At 35.8% G+C, this 15044-nt stretch carries 18 protein-coding genes and 1 pseudogene; 13 read left to right on the top strand and 6 right to left on the bottom strand.

What is annotated here, in order from left to right:
- Positions 1-102 precede the first annotated feature (102 nt).
- The 3 genes and pseudogenes from ACHZK0_RS04170 (at position 103) to ACHZK0_RS04180 (ending at position 2798) form a co-directional block, all read left to right on the top strand.
- Positions 103-837 (top strand): annotated as a pseudogene (locus ACHZK0_RS04170) (TIGR02206 family membrane protein).
- 88 nt (positions 838-925) lie between these two features.
- Positions 926-1792 carry an ABC transporter permease subunit gene (locus ACHZK0_RS04175; protein ID WP_395761184.1) on the top strand — a complete coding sequence of 289 codons (867 nt, stop codon included), beginning with the start codon at positions 926-928 and terminating at the stop codon, positions 1790-1792.
- Position 1793: 1 nt separating this feature from the next.
- Positions 1794-2798: an ABC transporter permease gene (locus ACHZK0_RS04180; RefSeq protein ID WP_395761185.1), complete on the top strand. Its 1005-nt coding sequence runs from the start codon at positions 1794-1796 to the stop codon at positions 2796-2798.
- Between the two features lie 44 nt (positions 2799-2842).
- Here the strand turns inward: ACHZK0_RS04180 and brnQ2 are convergent, their stop codons facing one another.
- The 4 genes from brnQ2 to ACHZK0_RS04200 form a co-directional block, all read right to left on the bottom strand.
- A complete protein-coding gene (gene brnQ2 / locus ACHZK0_RS04185; protein ID WP_395761186.1) occupies positions 2843-4159 on the bottom strand; it encodes a branched-chain amino acid transport system II carrier protein BrnQ2 in 1317 nt (438 codons plus the stop codon).
- A 217-nt stretch (positions 4160-4376) separates the two neighbouring features.
- Positions 4377-4946 carry a spore coat protein CotJC gene (cotJC, locus tag ACHZK0_RS04190; protein ID WP_002170510.1) on the bottom strand — a complete coding sequence of 190 codons (570 nt, stop codon included), beginning with the start codon at positions 4944-4946 and terminating at the stop codon, positions 4377-4379.
- A 12-nt stretch (positions 4947-4958) separates the two neighbouring features.
- Positions 4959-5222 carry a spore coat protein CotJB gene (locus tag ACHZK0_RS04195; protein ID WP_375807984.1) on the bottom strand — a complete coding sequence of 88 codons (264 nt, stop codon included), beginning with the start codon at positions 5220-5222 and terminating at the stop codon, positions 4959-4961.
- Between the two features lie 8 nt (positions 5223-5230).
- Entirely contained in the window at positions 5231-5446 is a 216-nt protein-coding gene (locus ACHZK0_RS04200) for a spore coat associated protein CotJA (protein WP_097818459.1), read from the bottom strand.
- Positions 5447-5554: 108 nt separating this feature from the next.
- Between ACHZK0_RS04200 and ACHZK0_RS04205 the strand changes: the two genes are divergently transcribed.
- From ACHZK0_RS04205 to ACHZK0_RS04225, 5 genes are all read left to right on the top strand, one after another.
- On the top strand, positions 5555-5941 hold the full coding sequence (locus ACHZK0_RS04205) for a VOC family protein (RefSeq protein ID WP_262740877.1): 387 nt from the start codon (positions 5555-5557) through the stop codon (positions 5939-5941).
- Positions 5942-6206: 265 nt separating this feature from the next.
- Positions 6207-6488, top strand: coding sequence for a YkvA family protein (locus ACHZK0_RS04210; protein ID WP_000733843.1), 282 nt, complete (start codon positions 6207-6209; stop codon positions 6486-6488).
- Between the two features lie 11 nt (positions 6489-6499).
- Entirely contained in the window at positions 6500-7105 is a 606-nt protein-coding gene (locus tag ACHZK0_RS04215) for a DedA family protein (RefSeq protein WP_270340785.1), read from the top strand.
- Positions 7106-7214: 109 nt separating this feature from the next.
- The gene (locus ACHZK0_RS04220; protein WP_048545698.1) at positions 7215-7595 is read left to right on the top strand and encodes a DUF3992 domain-containing protein; all 381 of its coding nucleotides are present in this window, start codon (positions 7215-7217) and stop codon (positions 7593-7595) included.
- A gap of 16 nt (positions 7596-7611) precedes the next feature.
- Positions 7612-7965 carry a DUF3992 domain-containing protein gene (locus ACHZK0_RS04225; protein WP_132134254.1) on the top strand — a complete coding sequence of 118 codons (354 nt, stop codon included), beginning with the start codon at positions 7612-7614 and terminating at the stop codon, positions 7963-7965.
- Positions 7966-8066: 101 nt separating this feature from the next.
- Here ACHZK0_RS04225 and ACHZK0_RS04230 read toward each other — a convergent pair whose 3' ends face one another.
- Positions 8067-8534, bottom strand: a complete 468-nt coding sequence (locus ACHZK0_RS04230; RefSeq protein WP_048545694.1) for an S-Ena type endospore appendage — start codon at positions 8532-8534, stop codon at positions 8067-8069.
- A 308-nt stretch (positions 8535-8842) separates the two neighbouring features.
- Between ACHZK0_RS04230 and ACHZK0_RS04235 the strand changes: the two genes are divergently transcribed.
- The 3 genes from ACHZK0_RS04235 to ACHZK0_RS04245 all read left to right on the top strand — a co-directional run bounded on the left by ACHZK0_RS04235 (position 8843) and on the right by ACHZK0_RS04245 (position 11767).
- On the top strand, positions 8843-11293 hold the full coding sequence (locus ACHZK0_RS04235; protein WP_395761187.1) for a LamG-like jellyroll fold domain-containing protein: 2451 nt from the start codon (positions 8843-8845) through the stop codon (positions 11291-11293).
- An 87-nt stretch (positions 11294-11380) separates the two neighbouring features.
- A complete protein-coding gene (locus ACHZK0_RS04240) occupies positions 11381-11584 on the top strand; it encodes a hypothetical protein (protein WP_242253711.1) in 204 nt (67 codons plus the stop codon).
- A gap of 12 nt (positions 11585-11596) precedes the next feature.
- Positions 11597-11767, top strand: a complete 171-nt coding sequence (locus tag ACHZK0_RS04245) for a hypothetical protein (RefSeq protein WP_016716549.1) — start codon at positions 11597-11599, stop codon at positions 11765-11767.
- A gap of 28 nt (positions 11768-11795) precedes the next feature.
- Here the strand turns inward: ACHZK0_RS04245 and ACHZK0_RS04250 are convergent, their stop codons facing one another.
- Positions 11796-13199 (bottom strand): amino acid permease, encoded by a 1404-nt coding sequence (locus tag ACHZK0_RS04250; RefSeq protein WP_262740872.1) that lies wholly within the window; start codon positions 13197-13199, stop codon positions 11796-11798.
- A gap of 180 nt (positions 13200-13379) precedes the next feature.
- Between ACHZK0_RS04250 and ACHZK0_RS04255 the strand changes: the two genes are divergently transcribed.
- Both ACHZK0_RS04255 and ACHZK0_RS04260 read left to right on the top strand, forming a co-directional pair.
- Positions 13380-14585, top strand: a complete 1206-nt coding sequence (locus ACHZK0_RS04255; RefSeq protein WP_262740926.1) for a cation:proton antiporter — start codon at positions 13380-13382, stop codon at positions 14583-14585.
- A gap of 124 nt (positions 14586-14709) precedes the next feature.
- Positions 14710-15039: an outer surface protein gene (locus ACHZK0_RS04260; RefSeq protein ID WP_395761188.1), complete on the top strand. Its 330-nt coding sequence runs from the start codon at positions 14710-14712 to the stop codon at positions 15037-15039.
- The last annotated feature ends 5 nt before the right edge of the window (positions 15040-15044 follow it).

Consider the following 15044-nt stretch of genomic DNA (forward strand, 5'->3'; position numbering starts at 1 on the left):
AATATGTAAATGTAAGGTAGAGTTTGTCTAAGTGTGAGCAAATGAATTGACTCGTTGTTTCATTCTTACAATAATATTGTATGAAGGAGAGGAGGAGGCAAGGTGGAAGCTTATTTTAGTGCGCATCCATTAAAACCATTTATTCCATACTCAAGGCAACACGTCCTTATATTATTTATTATGTTGGTGGGGATATTTTTTCTGTATCAATACCAAGATGTATTACGTCAAAGTGAGTGGAATATAACGGTTCGATATGCGATTGCATTTTTATTTGTTGGGAGTGAAATTGGGCTCCATATGTGGGAATGGAAAGCGGGGATTTTTGAACTAGGCACTTCATTACCATTTGAGTTATGTACGATTAGTTTATTGTTAGCGTCGATTATGATGGTAACGAAAAGTTACCGTATATATGAGATTGTATTTTTTACAGGAATTATTGGTGCATCACAAGCTATTTTAACGCCGAACGTGCAATATGCTTTTCCGCATTTTCGCTTTATAGAATTCTTCGCTGCACATGTATTACTCATTTGGGCACCACTCTTTATGACGTAGGTAGAAGGATATAGACCGACCTTGCAATCAATTAAGCGTACGATGATATTTTTAAACATAATAATTCCAATCGTTTCTTTTGTGAACTACAAAACAGGTGGTAATTATATGTTTTTAGCTCGTAAGCCAGAAACTGCTTCATTACTTGATATGTTAGGGCCGCACCCTTACTATATTATTTCATTAGAAATAGCTGCGCTTATTGGATGTTTTATTTTGTATATGCCATTTGCGAAAAGAGAAGAGCATGCGCATAAAGAATCACTAGGATCGTAACCTAGTGATTTTTTTGTGAGTATATTTACAATTCAGAAAATTAAGAATAAAATTAGGGGGTAAATTATATAAAGAGAGAAGGGAAAACGTGGTCAAAAAAGTTTTTCTGAATGGGATGGAAGTGACGGTTCAATTTATTATTTCGATCTTGGGTATTATTTGTTTAGGGGCATTGCCGAAATTGTTTTACGGATTTGAGCTGCATGCATCAGAGTACATACAGAGTTTAAAAGAAGTGTTTGTGAACTTAATGGATATCTCCAATTTTCAATATGTGAGAGGTAAATTTTTATTTCCACAGTTGTTCGTCCATTATAAAGAAACGATTGTGATTTTTTTGGCGGCTTTTTTCATTTCATTATTTGTAGCATTTTGTATTGTTTATGTCATTATGAGTAGTTCACCGCGTATACAACATCGAATTAAATCATTTCTTATCTTCTTAGAATCTATTCCAGATATTCTACTCATTTTAGTATCACAAATTTTAGTTGTATGGTTTTTTAAACAAACAGGTTTTTTACCTTTTCAAATTGCATCAATTGGAGGCGAGTCGATTAGAGGATTGCCAATATTTTGTTTGAGTATACCGACTACGATTCTGTTTGTAAAAATGTTAGTGCTTCGTTTTGAAAATGAGCTAGAAAAAGATTATGTACTATTTGCTAAGGCGAAAGGGCTAAATCGTTTTCATATTTTAAATCGTCATGTTTTACGAAATGTGTTGCTTAGTACACTTTTCTTTGCGAAAACAAATATCTTTTTTATGTTATCTAATTTATATATTATAGAATGGATTTTTAATACGGGTGGTATTTTTATGTTTTTGAAATCGTATGAGAGTATTAGGGTTGAAGTTTTCATCGTTAGTGTGCTGCTTATTTATATTCCGATTTTTATTGTGTTTAAATTGTTTCATTATCTCATTCCAGCTGCGATGAAGGAGAGACTATAATATGTGGACGTATATAAAACGCGATAAAAGATTTTGGATAAGCATTGGGTTTCTTCTCATATTAGTTCTTTTGAGCATCGGAAATACGATATGGAATGATGGGCATATTAGACAAGTTACATTGCAATATGATGCGGATGAAAATCCACAAGTACCACCGTTTTCACCTTCATTACAATTTTTACTTGGGACCGACCGGAAAGGGTATGACCTGTTACATTTAGTCATTGAAGGCGCAAAGTGGACGATTGGTATCTCTATTTTAATTGCGGCACTTAGAATGGTAATAGGTGTTTTTTTCGGTGTCGTCCTCGGAACGTACATAAAAAGAGGATTTTCAAAAATCGAGGCTTTCTTTGATAGTTTTACAGTTATTCCAACAGTTATGATTGCGTACTTTTTTCTTCATTTTGCAAATGCATTTGGGAGTGGAGAGGAAACAACAACCTTCTTTGAAAGGGCTTCGTTTCAAGTTTTATTACTTGTAACGCTTGTGACGCCAGTTATTGCACTGTATGTTGCGAAGGAAGTACGTAAATTGAGAACCGAAGAATTTATTGAAGCTGCGCGCATATTGGGTGGATCGAGAAGGCACATTGTTATAAAGCATATTTTCCCGCATCTCTATATGACGTTTATACTTGTATTTTTTCAGCAGTTTACGCAAACTCTTACTATTTTACTGCACTTAGGATTACTGGAAATATTCTTTGGTGGAACAGTTCAGTTTTTAGGACCGATAGAAGAAATAGAATCTTACACGCATGAATGGTCAGGTTTAATTGGAGTCTATTTTAGATCATTAACAGTGAATCCGTGGATTCCGCTCGTTCCCATTACATGTTTTGGACTTACTATTTTTTCAGGAAATATGATTGTAAAAAGTATAGAAGAGGCGATGATGAAAGTAAGGTTAGGAGGAGAGGTAAAGAAGGAAGTTGTAGAAGAGGAACAATCTGCTGTGCAATCAAAAGAAGAGTTATTTACTTTTAAGCATACGATGTGAAAATAAAAAGAAGCAAGCATGGAGTTCATGCTTGCTTCTTTTCTTTATTTTGTAGAAACTTCACCTTCAGCTTCTGTTTGCGGAATATAGTAACCGATTATACCACCGATGATTGCTGGAATAATCCAACCGATTCCTAGGTTGTAAAAAGGAATGGTGTGTACGATATTCGCAATAAAACTTGGTATCATTTCCACATTATCAAGTGCGTGAATACAGCTAATAATGAATGCTGCGATCATTGCTCCGATGTAGACAGAAGGTTTACGTTTCGTATATTTATCAATAAATGATACGAAAATTAAAATGATTGTAATTGGATACAAAATGATTAATACAGGTAATGTAATTTTTATTAGTAAGCTTAATCCTAAGTTTGAAATCACGAAGCTAAAGATACAAACGTATAGTACAAGCTTCTTATATGAAACGTTTGTTAGTACTGTTGCGAAATAGTTGGCGAACGCACTTACAACACCAATTGCTGTCGTTAAACAAGCGAAGATAATGGCGATACTTAATAAAACATTACCGCTTGTCCCAAAGAATTGGTACATAACAGTAGCTAATAGTTGACCACCGTTTTCAAATTGTCCTAAGTTGCCGTTTGAAGCGCCGATATAACCGAGTAAGAAATAAACAATTGTTAAGAATAGAGCTGCAATGCTTCCGCAAATAATTGTATATTTCGCAATCGATTTCTTCTCTTTTATCCCGTTTTGGCGAATTGCATTGACAACAATCGTTGATAATACAAGTGCTCCAATTGCATCTAACGTTAAAAATCCTTCAAGAAATCCTTTGAAGAATGGAATTTCTTTATAGTCACCAACAGGTTCTGCAAACGTTCCTGGTGAAAGAATCGCTTTTGTTGCCATAATTGCAATAATTCCAAGTAAAATTGGCGTTAATATTTTTCCAATATGATCTACTAATTTTGATGGATTTAATGATAAGAAGTAGACGACTGTAAAGAAAATCGCACTAAAGATTAACATAGAGTACCATTGGTCCGGGAAAAGTGGTGCAATCCCAATTTCGTAAGATACAGATCCAGTTCGTGGAATAACAAATAGTGGGCCGATTGAAAGATAAATAATGATAGCGAATATTGCTGCGAATTTTGGATGAACACGGCTTGCTAAAGTATTAAAACTACCACCGGCAAGGGCAACAGCGACGATAGCAAGTAAAGATAAACCGACGTCTGTAATAATAAATCCTGTAATGGAAATCCACATATTTTCTCCGGAAGAAAGACCGAGAAGGGGCGGGAAAATCATATTACCAGCACCGAAGAAAACTGCGAATAGTAATAAACTAATCGAAAGTATTTGCGCTGGTTTTAAAGTTGTACGCATATAAAGAAAATCCTCCTAATGAGTGTTTTTGTCGAAAATTCAAATAATTTGTCGAGTAACTGTTACTATTTTAAAGGTCTGATGACTAGAAAGCAATAGGGAATTTTGAAAATATTAAAAAATAATGCATTAAATCGAATAAATATACTATTTATATCTTTAATAGGAAGGATTTAACTCTGAACGTAAAAAAACACATATCGCTAGGATACGTGTATTAAAAATAAATTTTTCGATCGCGTTCTTCTTTTAAAATTTCAACCGCTTCTCGGAAACGTTGTGAATGGACAATTTCTCGTTCACGTAAAAAGCGTAAGCTGTCATTTATGTCAGGATCGTCAGATAAATCAATGAGCCATTGATAAGTTGCTCTTGCCTTTTCTTCAGCAGCAATATCTTCATATAAATCTGCAATAGGGTCTCCTTTTGCTTGAATATAAGTAGCAGTAAAAGGAACGCCACCAGCATTATGATAAAATAAGGCACTATCATGGTTAGCGTACTGTGCGTCTAATCCGGCAGCTTTCATTTGCTCTGGTGTTGCATCTTTTGTTAACTTATAAATCATTGTCGCAATCATTTCTAGATGTGCGAATTCTTCTGTCCCAATGTCGGTTAGTAAGCCAACGACTTTGTCAGGAATTGTATAGCGTTGATTTAAGTAGCGAAGAGCAGCAGCCAGTTCGCCGTCCGCACCGCCATATTGTTCCACTAATAGTTTGGCGAGCGCTGGATTACAAGTACTCACTTTAACTGGATATTGTAATTTTTTTTCATAAATCCACATAGTTTCTCTCCTTTATATTTGCCATGGCCACGGTCCTTTGCTCCATTCCCATGGAGCGTTAGAATAACTATTTCCAAACTGTTGAAGCGGCCCGTATTTTTCTTCAATTTTTTGTTGTAATACTCTTCGTTTATAAGAGAAATCGTTGAATTGATTTATTGCCGCAGTATCGTTGGGATGCGTATCTAAATAGAGGGTAAGTTCGACTAATACAAAGTCTAGTTCTTGTAGTTCTTCAATCCATTTGTAATATTCATCAGGTAATATCTGTGTCACGTTTTTATTCACCGTCCTTTTTTATAAGGATTTTCATAAAAATCATAAAAAGCAGGCCACAGAGTTCCTTTTCGTAAAGCTTCTTTTGGTGGGAATTGGGGTAGGTTAGGTGGTTGAAAGCCCATAAATAGGTGTGGGGGAGTTGAGTAATATTTCTTTCCAATTGGAGGGCAAGGATCGTTTGGGCCATGAAAAGGTATGTAGGATCTCATAAATTCATCCATGTTACACGCCTCCTTTATAAATGAAATATTCATCACTACATAGTGTATTCGTACATAATTGTAAATTATGACTCATATAGAAAACTAAAAGGGGCAGGGGGAGTGCGGATGGAAAGTGTTACAACATGTATCGTATTAGAATCTAAAAACTTAAAGGAAACATTATATTTTTATGAAGGAATTCTAGGGTTTAAACCGAGCAAGGAGAGGCCGCAAATACGTGTAACAGGTGTGTGGTATGATATCGGTTCAACGAGAATTTGTTTTGTTGTAAATAGGGGACTGGGAGAACATAGAGAGACCGTTATCTCATCAGTGAAAGAACTATTGCTAAAAACTACAAATATCGAGCGGTTAAAGAAAAAGTTAACGTTTTATCAAATATCATTTGTAGAAAAGCGCCATGGTGAAGAAGTTAGCATAATATTTCATGATCCAGATGGTCATATGCTCCAATTCCTTTCCATAGAGAACAGGGAAGAGAGCCTTTTGTAATGTAATAATCTGGATGTCGAATGAAAAAAATATTGACAAGCTTAGGCAAATATTTTAATGTGATTGTATAAAATTGTGTATATAAAGGGGAGTAACTTATTACAGTAAAGTCGTCATTACAGGGAGAAACCCTCGGCTTTATTGGCAACGTTTCGTTGTTAGTGAGACCTTTACCAGCAATGGTAAAGGCCCCTTCTTGTCTTTTTTAGGACCCTTACCATACTTGGTAGGGGCCTTTTTGTATACAAAGAGAGGAGAAATAAAAATGAAAAAACTTATTAGTAGATTAAGAGTTGTATTTCATGTCCGTCGTTTTGTTCCATTTCTATTTGACTTTTTTACTTCAAAAGAGGTTTCAATAAAGAAGAAAATCTTATCTATTGCTTTTTTAGTTGGGTATGTAGCGATGCCGCTCGATTTAATTCCAGACTTCTTACCGTTTATTGGTATTTTAGATGATATTGGAATTGTATTATTCATTTTGAACCGAATTGTAAAAATGGCGCCAGTGCAATTGCAAGAAAAACATAATGTAAATATTGGATAGGAGTTAAAAATATGGAGCAAATTATTTTAGATATAATCGAGTTTTTAAAGCAGTTTTCATATTTTGGAGTTGTACTGGCTTTAACGTTTGAATTTATTCCAGCAGAAGTCGTTTTGCCTATGGTTGGATATTGGGTATACGAGGGAGATATGAATTTTTGGCTAGCTGTATTAGCTGGGACACTGGGGGGAACGACAGGACCGTTAACGTTATACGCACTCGGTTATTACGGTGGTCGTCCTCTATTAATAAAATACGGGAAATACTTCTTTATTAAAGAAGAACAAATTCAAAAAGCAGATGATTTCTTTGAGAAGTATGGGCCAGTTGTAGCGTTTGTTGGACGCTTTGTGCCGGGAGTTCGAACTCTTATTTCCGTTCCATGTGGTATGGCGAAAATGAACATATGGAAATTTAGTATATATACATTTGTAGCAATGTTTCCGTTAACGACTTTGTATATTTATTTTGGGATGAAATTAGGTCCGCATTGGGCAAAAGCGGCGGATGTTGTTGGCCAGTACATGTTACCGATATTAGTAGTCGTAGTTATTGTTGTAGGTGGTATTTTAATCTATAAATTTATGAAAAAAAGAAAAAGAACGGAATCTATCTAGTCATTGGTACTGGAATTTGCATATTTTTTGAAAATAGATGAATAGTACAGGCAAAAGACTCTGAGGGACATACACATATAAGGAATAAGTAAGAGAGAGGGGAAAGACTATGGCTTGTGAGTGCTCAGGAACAGTTTTAACGTGTTGTTCGGATAATAGTAGCAACTTCGTCCAAGATAAAGTATGTAATTCATGGTCTAGTGCCGCTGCTAGTACGTTTACTGTGTATGCGAATAATGTGAATCAAAATATCGTTGGAACAGGTTATTTAACTTACGATGTCGGGCCGGGTGTGAGCCCTGCAAACCAAATTACAGTGGCAGTGCTCGATTCAGGCGGAGGAACGATTCAATCATTTACCGTTTCTGAAGGAACAAGTATTGCGTTTACGTTCCGTCGTTTTAATATTATTCAAATTACGACACCAGCTACTCCGTTAGGAACCTACCAAGGAGAGTTTTGTATTACTACACGTTATTTAATTTCATAGAGAGGGGAAAAATAAGATGGGGAATTGTAGTACTAACCTTTCATGTTGTGCAAATTCGCAAAAAACGATTGTTCAAGATAAAGTTTGTATTGACTGGACTGCATCAGCAACAGCTGAAGTAATTTATGCAGATAATATATCTCAAGATATTTATGCATCGGGGTATTTGAAAGTAGATACTGGGACGGGACCTGTTACACTTGTGTTTTATACTGGGGGTATAGCAGGAACAGCATTGGAAACGATTGTTGTAGCAACTGGAAGTAGCGCATCTTTTACAGTTCGTCGTTTTGATACTGTTACGATTCTTGGTACAGCAGCAGCTGAAACTGGGGAATTTTGTATGACAATTCGATACTCTTTATCTTAGTGTATATAGATTTTTAAATTTTAAAAAAACGTGCAAACGATTTATTAGTTTGCACGTTTTTTGTAGTCTTTTGATTAGATTCAAAAGGATAGTTTTTGTAGTTATAGGCAATCTAGCTTTGATTTACAATAAGTTAATTGGAAACAATAGCGCCCTTCAATGTAAATAGACGGATCTGATGGAATATCGATAATAGAAACAGATAGTAAATCAAACCCTGTGTATGAAATGGTGTTTCCAGGTAAAACGGTAAAAATATTTGTGGTAGAACCGATTATTTGGACTGATAATGCAGAAGTACTATTTCTATTGTTATATATGGAGATAGTACCAGATAATGAAACAATTCCACCGTTTTTCCAAATGGTTACTGTGGAGTAAGTTTGTTTTAGTTGTTTTTGGGAAATTGGAATAAAATCATTGGAGATAAGAATATCCCCAGCAAATTCATTAGTAATGAGTTCAGCATCACATCTTTCAGGTGGCGGAATAGGAGGAGGACAGGGACAAATAGGTTGACAAATGATAGATAAAGGAGCAAAACAACCGATGTTTTTATGGGGCTTCAATGGAATCCCTCCTTTTAAAAAGGTATTTATTATTATTAAATGTAACAGCATGGCCGATGTGTTAAGAATGAACAAAAAAAATAAAATCGTGATAGTTTCATAGGCTCATATCTCTTAATAGTTTTTATAGGAAAAAATTAGTTATCTATTAGACAAAAAGTACTTGTTTTGTGTAAATGTGGCACTTAATATAAAATTGACTGTATATTTACAAAATTTAAACAAAATACATTTTTAGTTTAAATGAAGTTAATATATGTTCGATACAATAACCATTGTAATTAATTTATTATATGAGGAGGATTTACGTGGAAAGAACAGCTTTACGAAAAGTAAAAGGTCTTATTGGATTATTAATGGTTTTTGTATTAGCATTCGTATCATTTCCGTGGAGTACATCAGTCAAAGCGGAAGAGAAAAAGCAAGAAAAGGCACCAAGTGAGAAGAAGATAGTTTTTCCAGTTGTAAGTGATGTACATATTAAAAATAGTGGAACAGATGATACGTTTCGCTGGAAACGAGCAATCGAGCAACTTAATACACTTGCACCTAAACAAGATGCGTTCGTAATTGTGGGAGATTTTACTGATTCAGGATCGGTACAACAATATGATCGTTTTATGCAAGTATATAATGAAAATGCAAATAAAGATGCGGTACGAATGAACTCTCTTGGTAATCATGATTATTGGAATGGTTTATCTGTAGAAGGAGCACAGAAGCGTTTCTTAGAAAAAACAGGAATGAAATCAATTTATTATCATAATGTGGTAAAGGGTTATCATTTCCTTGTTATGTCTCCAGAGGATGGAACAACTCATGGATATTATTCGGACAAGCAAATTAATTGGTTAAAAGAAGAGATGGCAAAGGCGCAAAAAGATGATCCGGAAAAACCTATTTTCGTATTTTTACATCAGCATATTAAAGATACAGTATACGGTAGCCAAGAATGGGGAACAAAGGATAGTGCGAAAATTAATGAGGTATTAAAACAATACCCACAAGTTATTACGTTTTCTGGCCATTCACACTATCCGCTAGATGATCCAAGATCGATTCACCAAAAAGACTTTACATCAGTTGGCACATCTTCAGTAAGTTATATGGAGGTTGAAGGTGGTAAAGTACAAGGAAATATCCCGTCAGGAGCTAGTACATTAAGCCAAGGTTTATTAGTAGAAGTAGATGATAAAGAAGTAACGATTAATCGCCGTGATTTCCATACGAATTCTTGGACAGGTGAACCGTGGAAAATTCAGTTGCCATCAAAGAAAGAAACTTTTACACATGTAGAAGATCGTGATAAAGAAAAGCCTTATTTTGCAAAAGATGCAAAGTTATCAGTATCAAATGTAACTGAAAATGCAGCAACAGTAACATTCCAGCAAGCGTTAGACAACCTTCTTGTTCATTCCTACCGTGTACAAGCTAGAGATAAGCAAACAGGAGAAATAAAGAATAAATTGTTAGCATTCTCAGAGTTTTATCGTGATCCAGTGCCGAAAGAACTGACATTTACACTTGCAGGACTAGATGGCGGGAAAACATATCTACTTGAAGTCGTTGCGATTGATTCATTCGGCAATGAAAGTGTACAGCCGTTAACAGCAGAAATCACTACGAAAAAAGATAATATTGACCCGAATGTAAAAGTGCCAAAGGCGGACGTTTTTGATGTAAACTTTGCAGATGGTACATTTAAAGACAATTCACCATTTGGTACAAAAGGTGATGTGAAGGGCAATGTGACTATTGAATATGATAAAGCATTGAAAAAGAATGTGATGAAGCTAAACGGACAATCTAATACATTTGGATACCTTCCATTTTCAGCAGCACAAAAAGAAAAAGTAGCAAATACATTTACGTTAGAAACGGTATTTTCAATGAATCAAATCCGTGGACAAGGTATTTTGCAAAATACAGAATCTGGTGGAATTGGTTTTGAATCTACAGGAAGTGGATATGTTGAATTATGGGCTCATATTGGCGGTAGCTATAAGCGTGTTGGCGTTCAATTAGCGGCAAACAAAACGTACCATTTAACTGGAACGTATAATGGAAGTGAAGTAGCTATTTACGTAGATGGTAAAAAAGTAAATAGCCAACCAGCTACAGGGAAAGTATATCACCCGAACGTACCATTTGCACTTGGTGCAGATCCAGATAGCAACGGGAATGGTGGTATCCCGTTAAATGGACAAATTGCGCTTGCGAAATTATATAGTAAAGCGTTAAGTTCTTCAGAAGTATTAGCAGCATATAATGAGTTTTCTAACCGTGCAAAGTTAGAAGAAGTAAACGCTTTATATGAAGAACTTGGGAAAGTAAAAGAAGTGTTAGCTGGTACGTATGAGTTTGGTGATAAGCCAGGTCAATACTCAAAGGAAGCATTTCAAGAATTAGAGAAAAGCTATAATAATGCAAAGCAAGTATTTGAAAATGTAGGAAGTACTGGAGAGCAAATCGTTCAAACGTATAATGAATTAAAAACTGCAAATCAAACGTTTTTACAATCTAAAGTAGTAGAACAACCGAAAACACTGAAAGAAAAATTACAAATCAATATTGAATCTGCAAAAGCGGTAGTGAAAAAAGCACAAGATGCGAATGTAACGGATGGTGCAGTGAAATCACTACAGCAAAAAATTACAGTTGCAGAGGCTGTATTAAAAGATGCGAAAGTAAAAGATGCACAAGTAGATACGATGAATCGCACATTAGAGTATGCGATTTCACTAGTTGAAAAATTATAAACAAATAAGAGGGAAGAAAAGAAGCTTATCATGATAGGCTTCTTTTTTGTTATACTAAAAATAGTATAGAATGAGGGAGCGAATAATTTGGAAGAGAAAAAGCTAAAAAGAATTCTTGAATATGTATGGATCGCGGTTGTGCTCCTTGTAGGATATTATTTCTTAAAAGAGAAAAGTATATGGGTTTTATTTTTAATGACGTTTTTATTAGCGGGTTTAGGCACGTTATTTATTAATTTCTTCTTTGATAGTGTAAATGCGTGGAAGAAGAAAAAGAAGGGAACGAAGTAAAGGAGGGAATATATGCAAAAGTGGAAGCTTATATATCAGGTGATTATTTTTCTATTGCTTGTAGGTATTGGCGTTTTTAAATATTCTACACCAATAGGAAATTGGGCATCGTTTACAGCTTGCATCGGCATATTTTTCATTTTACAATCGTTAACGAAAAAATATAATAATACAGAAAGATAGCTCGCCGTTTTATCGGCGAGCTATTTTGTTATGCTTTTTTCTCTTCATCCTTTGTTTTTTCAGTAGCTAAATGACTATGTTTTCTAGAGTAGAAGAAATAGAAGCATAAGCCGACTATAAGCCAAGCTATAAAGCTAATCCATGTCGTTTTAGACAAATTAATCATTAAATATAAACAGCAAAGAATCGCGACAATTGGTAATACAGGTACGAAAGGTGTGCGGAATCCGCGTTTTAAGTCAGGATGTGTTTTTCGTAAAATAAGTACAGCGCAGCAAACGAATGTAAAGGCTGTTAACGTACCGATGTTCACTAAATTCGCTAGTAAATGTAAGTCTAAAAGTCCTGCTAATAAAGCGGCAACAACACCAGTAATCCATGTGTTTAATAAAGGGACTTTTACTCTTTTATTTACACGTGCCAGTGCTTTTGGAAGTAGGCCATCGCGGCTCATCGCATATGAAACGCGAACTTGTCCATACATAACGACTAAGAGGACGGTTGTCATTCCAGTCATCGCTCCAACAGCGAGTAGTCCTGCAATTGTATCTTCGCCAACGAAATGTAAGGCAAACGCAACTGGATCAGAAACATCTAATTGTGTATACGGAACCATACCTGTTAAAACGAAAGATACAATCATGTATAAAACAGTACAAATAAGAAGGGAACCGATAATGCCAATTGGTAAATCGCGCTGTGGTTTTTTCGTTTCTTCCGCAGCGGTTGCGATGGCATCAAAGCCTAAGAAGGCGAAGAATACAGTGGCAGCTCCAGTAATGATACCGTCGTATCCGAACGGAATGAACGGCGTCCAATTTTCAGGTTTTACATATTTTGCGCCTGCTACGATAAAGGCGATAATAACAGCTAACTTGATAAGAACCATAATATTATTAATGCGTGCACTTTCACGTATACCAAAACTTAAAAGCCCCGTAATGAGTAGTAAAATACAAACAGCCGGTAAATCGATAATGCCACCTTTTCCTACGCCAGGTGCCGAGGCGATTATGGCGGGCAGATGGATGTTAAATCCTTGTAGTAAAGATTGTAAATAACCAGACCAACCGACAGCTACTGCCGCGACTGCCAGTAAATATTCGAGCATTAAACACCAGCCGACGATGAAGGCGACGACTTCTCCGACTGTCATGTATGCGTAAGTATACACACTTCCTGAGACAGGAATAGAAGAAGCAAATTCGGCATAACAAAAGGCTACACAAGCACAAGTAAATGCAGCAATAAGGAATGATAGCATAATACCAGGACCAGAATGTTTCGCTGCGACAATACCTGTTAATACAAAGATCCCTGTCCCAATTACGGCGCCAATTCCTAAAAATGTTAGATCGAGTGCAGTTAATGTTCTATCTAGCTGCCGTGGTGATTCAGTACTAAGCGCTTTTTTTCGTAATAATGACTTCACTTTGGACTCTCCCCCCGTTTTTTCATTTCCATAACTGCGAATATAGTATGAGCCCACTAGAAAAGAGTATGTAGGTAAATGGAGGTACAGTTATGGTATGTAGTTTTTTAAAATTGCTGGATTAAGTTTATTATAATTCAGAATATTTTGTCAAATAAAAATGTGACAAATAAAATGCGAATGAATAGGGGAAACTACTGGCAGGAATGGACGAGGGTTAATGACCCGCTCATTAAAGTTAAAGTAGGAGCAGATGCTATGTTATTTTATTTTGAACTTGTTGTCATTTTACTTTGTACGAAATTAGCTGGCGATATTAGCGTAAGACTCGGCCAGCCTTCTGTACTTGGTAAATTGCTTGTCGGTATTATTATCGGTCCGGCTGTACTCGGTATTATTAATAGTTCTGAATTGATCGATGAACTGAGTGAGATTGGTGTTTTACTGCTTATGTTTATGGCAGGGCTTGAAACAGATTTAGAAGAGTTAAATCGGAATTTGAAATCATCATTTGCAGTAGCGGCTGGTGGAATTATTTTTCCTTTCATCGGTGGTTATGTAACAGGGCTACTGTTTGGATTAATACAATCTCATGCAATTTTCTTAGGTTTACTACTTTGCGCAACGTCAGTTAGTATTACGGTGCAAACGCTAAGAGATTTAGGGAAAATGAATACGAGAGAAAGTACAACGATTTTAGGTGCTGCCGTCTTTGATGATGTCATCGTCGTTATTTTATTAGCGTTTGTTATGAGTTTTTTAGGAACGCAAGATGTGAATATAACACTTGTTATCGTAAAGAAAATTATTTTCTTTGTCAGCATTGTTTTTATCGCATGGAAAGTTGTTCCTTGGATTATGAAAATGCTCGTGCCACTTCGTGTAACTGAGGCATTAATTAGTGCAGCTCTTATTATTTGTTTCTCTTTTTCGTATTACAGTGAAATGATGGGAATTGCAGGTATTATCGGAGCATTTGCAGCCGGAATTGCCATTTCTCAAACAGAGTATAAGCACGAAGTAGAACATAAAATTGAACCGATTGCGTATGCGATATTTGTGCCAGTGTTCTTCGTAAGTATTGGAATGGAAATTACATTTCAAGGTATCGGAAGTCAGCTTTGGTTCATTATCATCATGACGCTTATCGCGATTTTCACAAAGTTAATCGGATCAGGTTTAGGAGCAAGACTGACAGGGTTCAACCTTCAATCTTCTATTAGTATCGGTGCGGGGATGGTTTCGCGCGGAGAAGTGGCGCTTATCATCGCAGCGAATGGACTTGCGGCGAATTTATTAGCGAAAGAAAATTTCACAGCGATTGTTATTGTTGTTATATTAACGACGATTATTACGCCGCCGCTTTTGAAGAAGTATTTTGTATAGAGAGGAAGAGCTTATCTAATGTAGGTAAGCTCTTTTTTTATTGGAAAAAGCAATAGTCATTAGCTTGAATAGGTTGTAATTATGGTAAAATCTACGTATATGATAAGTCGAGGGGAGAAAATGTATGAAGATTACGAAGGAGAAGGTTATCGGTGTAATCGTACTTATTGCAGTATGTATACCATTTACTGCATGGAAAGAATCAAAAGTGAAAGATTTTCCGGTTTCTATTATTTCTTCCTACGTAGAAGACGAAAATCCGAAAGACTATAAGTACACTGCTTTTGTACCTGACTTTGCAATTTGGATACGTGGATGGGAAAAACAGCAATCTGAAGGTGAAATAACGTCATATAAAAAAGGGGATCGAACTGTAATTGTTCACCATCCACCTGGTAATGATGGTTTTTATTTATATGATACAAATGAGATTAAAGAATATAAGCAACCGTAAGAAGT

The sequence above is a fragment of the Bacillus sp. 3G2 genome (genome assembly GCF_044324725.1).
In the GTDB taxonomy this organism is placed as follows: domain Bacteria; phylum Bacillota; class Bacilli; order Bacillales; family Bacillaceae_G; genus Bacillus_A; species Bacillus_A mobilis.

What these genes read in the sequence shown, in the direction of transcription:
- ACHZK0_RS04215 (WP_270340785.1), top strand. Translation starts at nt 6,500, where the DNA reads ATGGAGCAAATTATTTTAGATATAATCGAGTTTTTAAAGCAGTTTTCA.
- ACHZK0_RS04225 (WP_132134254.1), top strand. Translation starts at nt 7,612, where the DNA reads ATGGGGAATTGTAGTACTAACCTTTCATGTTGTGCAAATTCGCAAAAA.
- brnQ2 (WP_395761186.1), bottom strand. Translation starts at nt 4,159, where the DNA reads ATGCGTACAACTTTAAAACCAGCGCAAATACTTTCGATTAGTTTATTA.
- ACHZK0_RS04205 (WP_262740877.1), top strand. Translation starts at nt 5,555, where the DNA reads ATGGAAAGTGTTACAACATGTATCGTATTAGAATCTAAAAACTTAAAG.
- ACHZK0_RS04210 (WP_000733843.1), top strand. Translation starts at nt 6,207, where the DNA reads ATGAAAAAACTTATTAGTAGATTAAGAGTTGTATTTCATGTCCGTCGT.
- ACHZK0_RS04200 (WP_097818459.1), bottom strand. Translation starts at nt 5,446, where the DNA reads ATGGATGAATTTATGAGATCCTACATACCTTTTCATGGCCCAAACGAT.
- ACHZK0_RS04260 (WP_395761188.1), top strand. Translation starts at nt 14,710, where the DNA reads ATGAAGATTACGAAGGAGAAGGTTATCGGTGTAATCGTACTTATTGCA.
- cotJC (WP_002170510.1), bottom strand. Translation starts at nt 4,946, where the DNA reads ATGTGGATTTATGAAAAAAAATTACAATATCCAGTTAAAGTGAGTACT.
- ACHZK0_RS04220 (WP_048545698.1), top strand. Translation starts at nt 7,215, where the DNA reads ATGGCTTGTGAGTGCTCAGGAACAGTTTTAACGTGTTGTTCGGATAAT.
- ACHZK0_RS04180 (WP_395761185.1), top strand. Translation starts at nt 1,794, where the DNA reads ATGTGGACGTATATAAAACGCGATAAAAGATTTTGGATAAGCATTGGG.
- ACHZK0_RS04255 (WP_262740926.1), top strand. Translation starts at nt 13,380, where the DNA reads ATGAATAGGGGAAACTACTGGCAGGAATGGACGAGGGTTAATGACCCG.
- ACHZK0_RS04245 (WP_016716549.1), top strand. Translation starts at nt 11,597, where the DNA reads ATGCAAAAGTGGAAGCTTATATATCAGGTGATTATTTTTCTATTGCTT.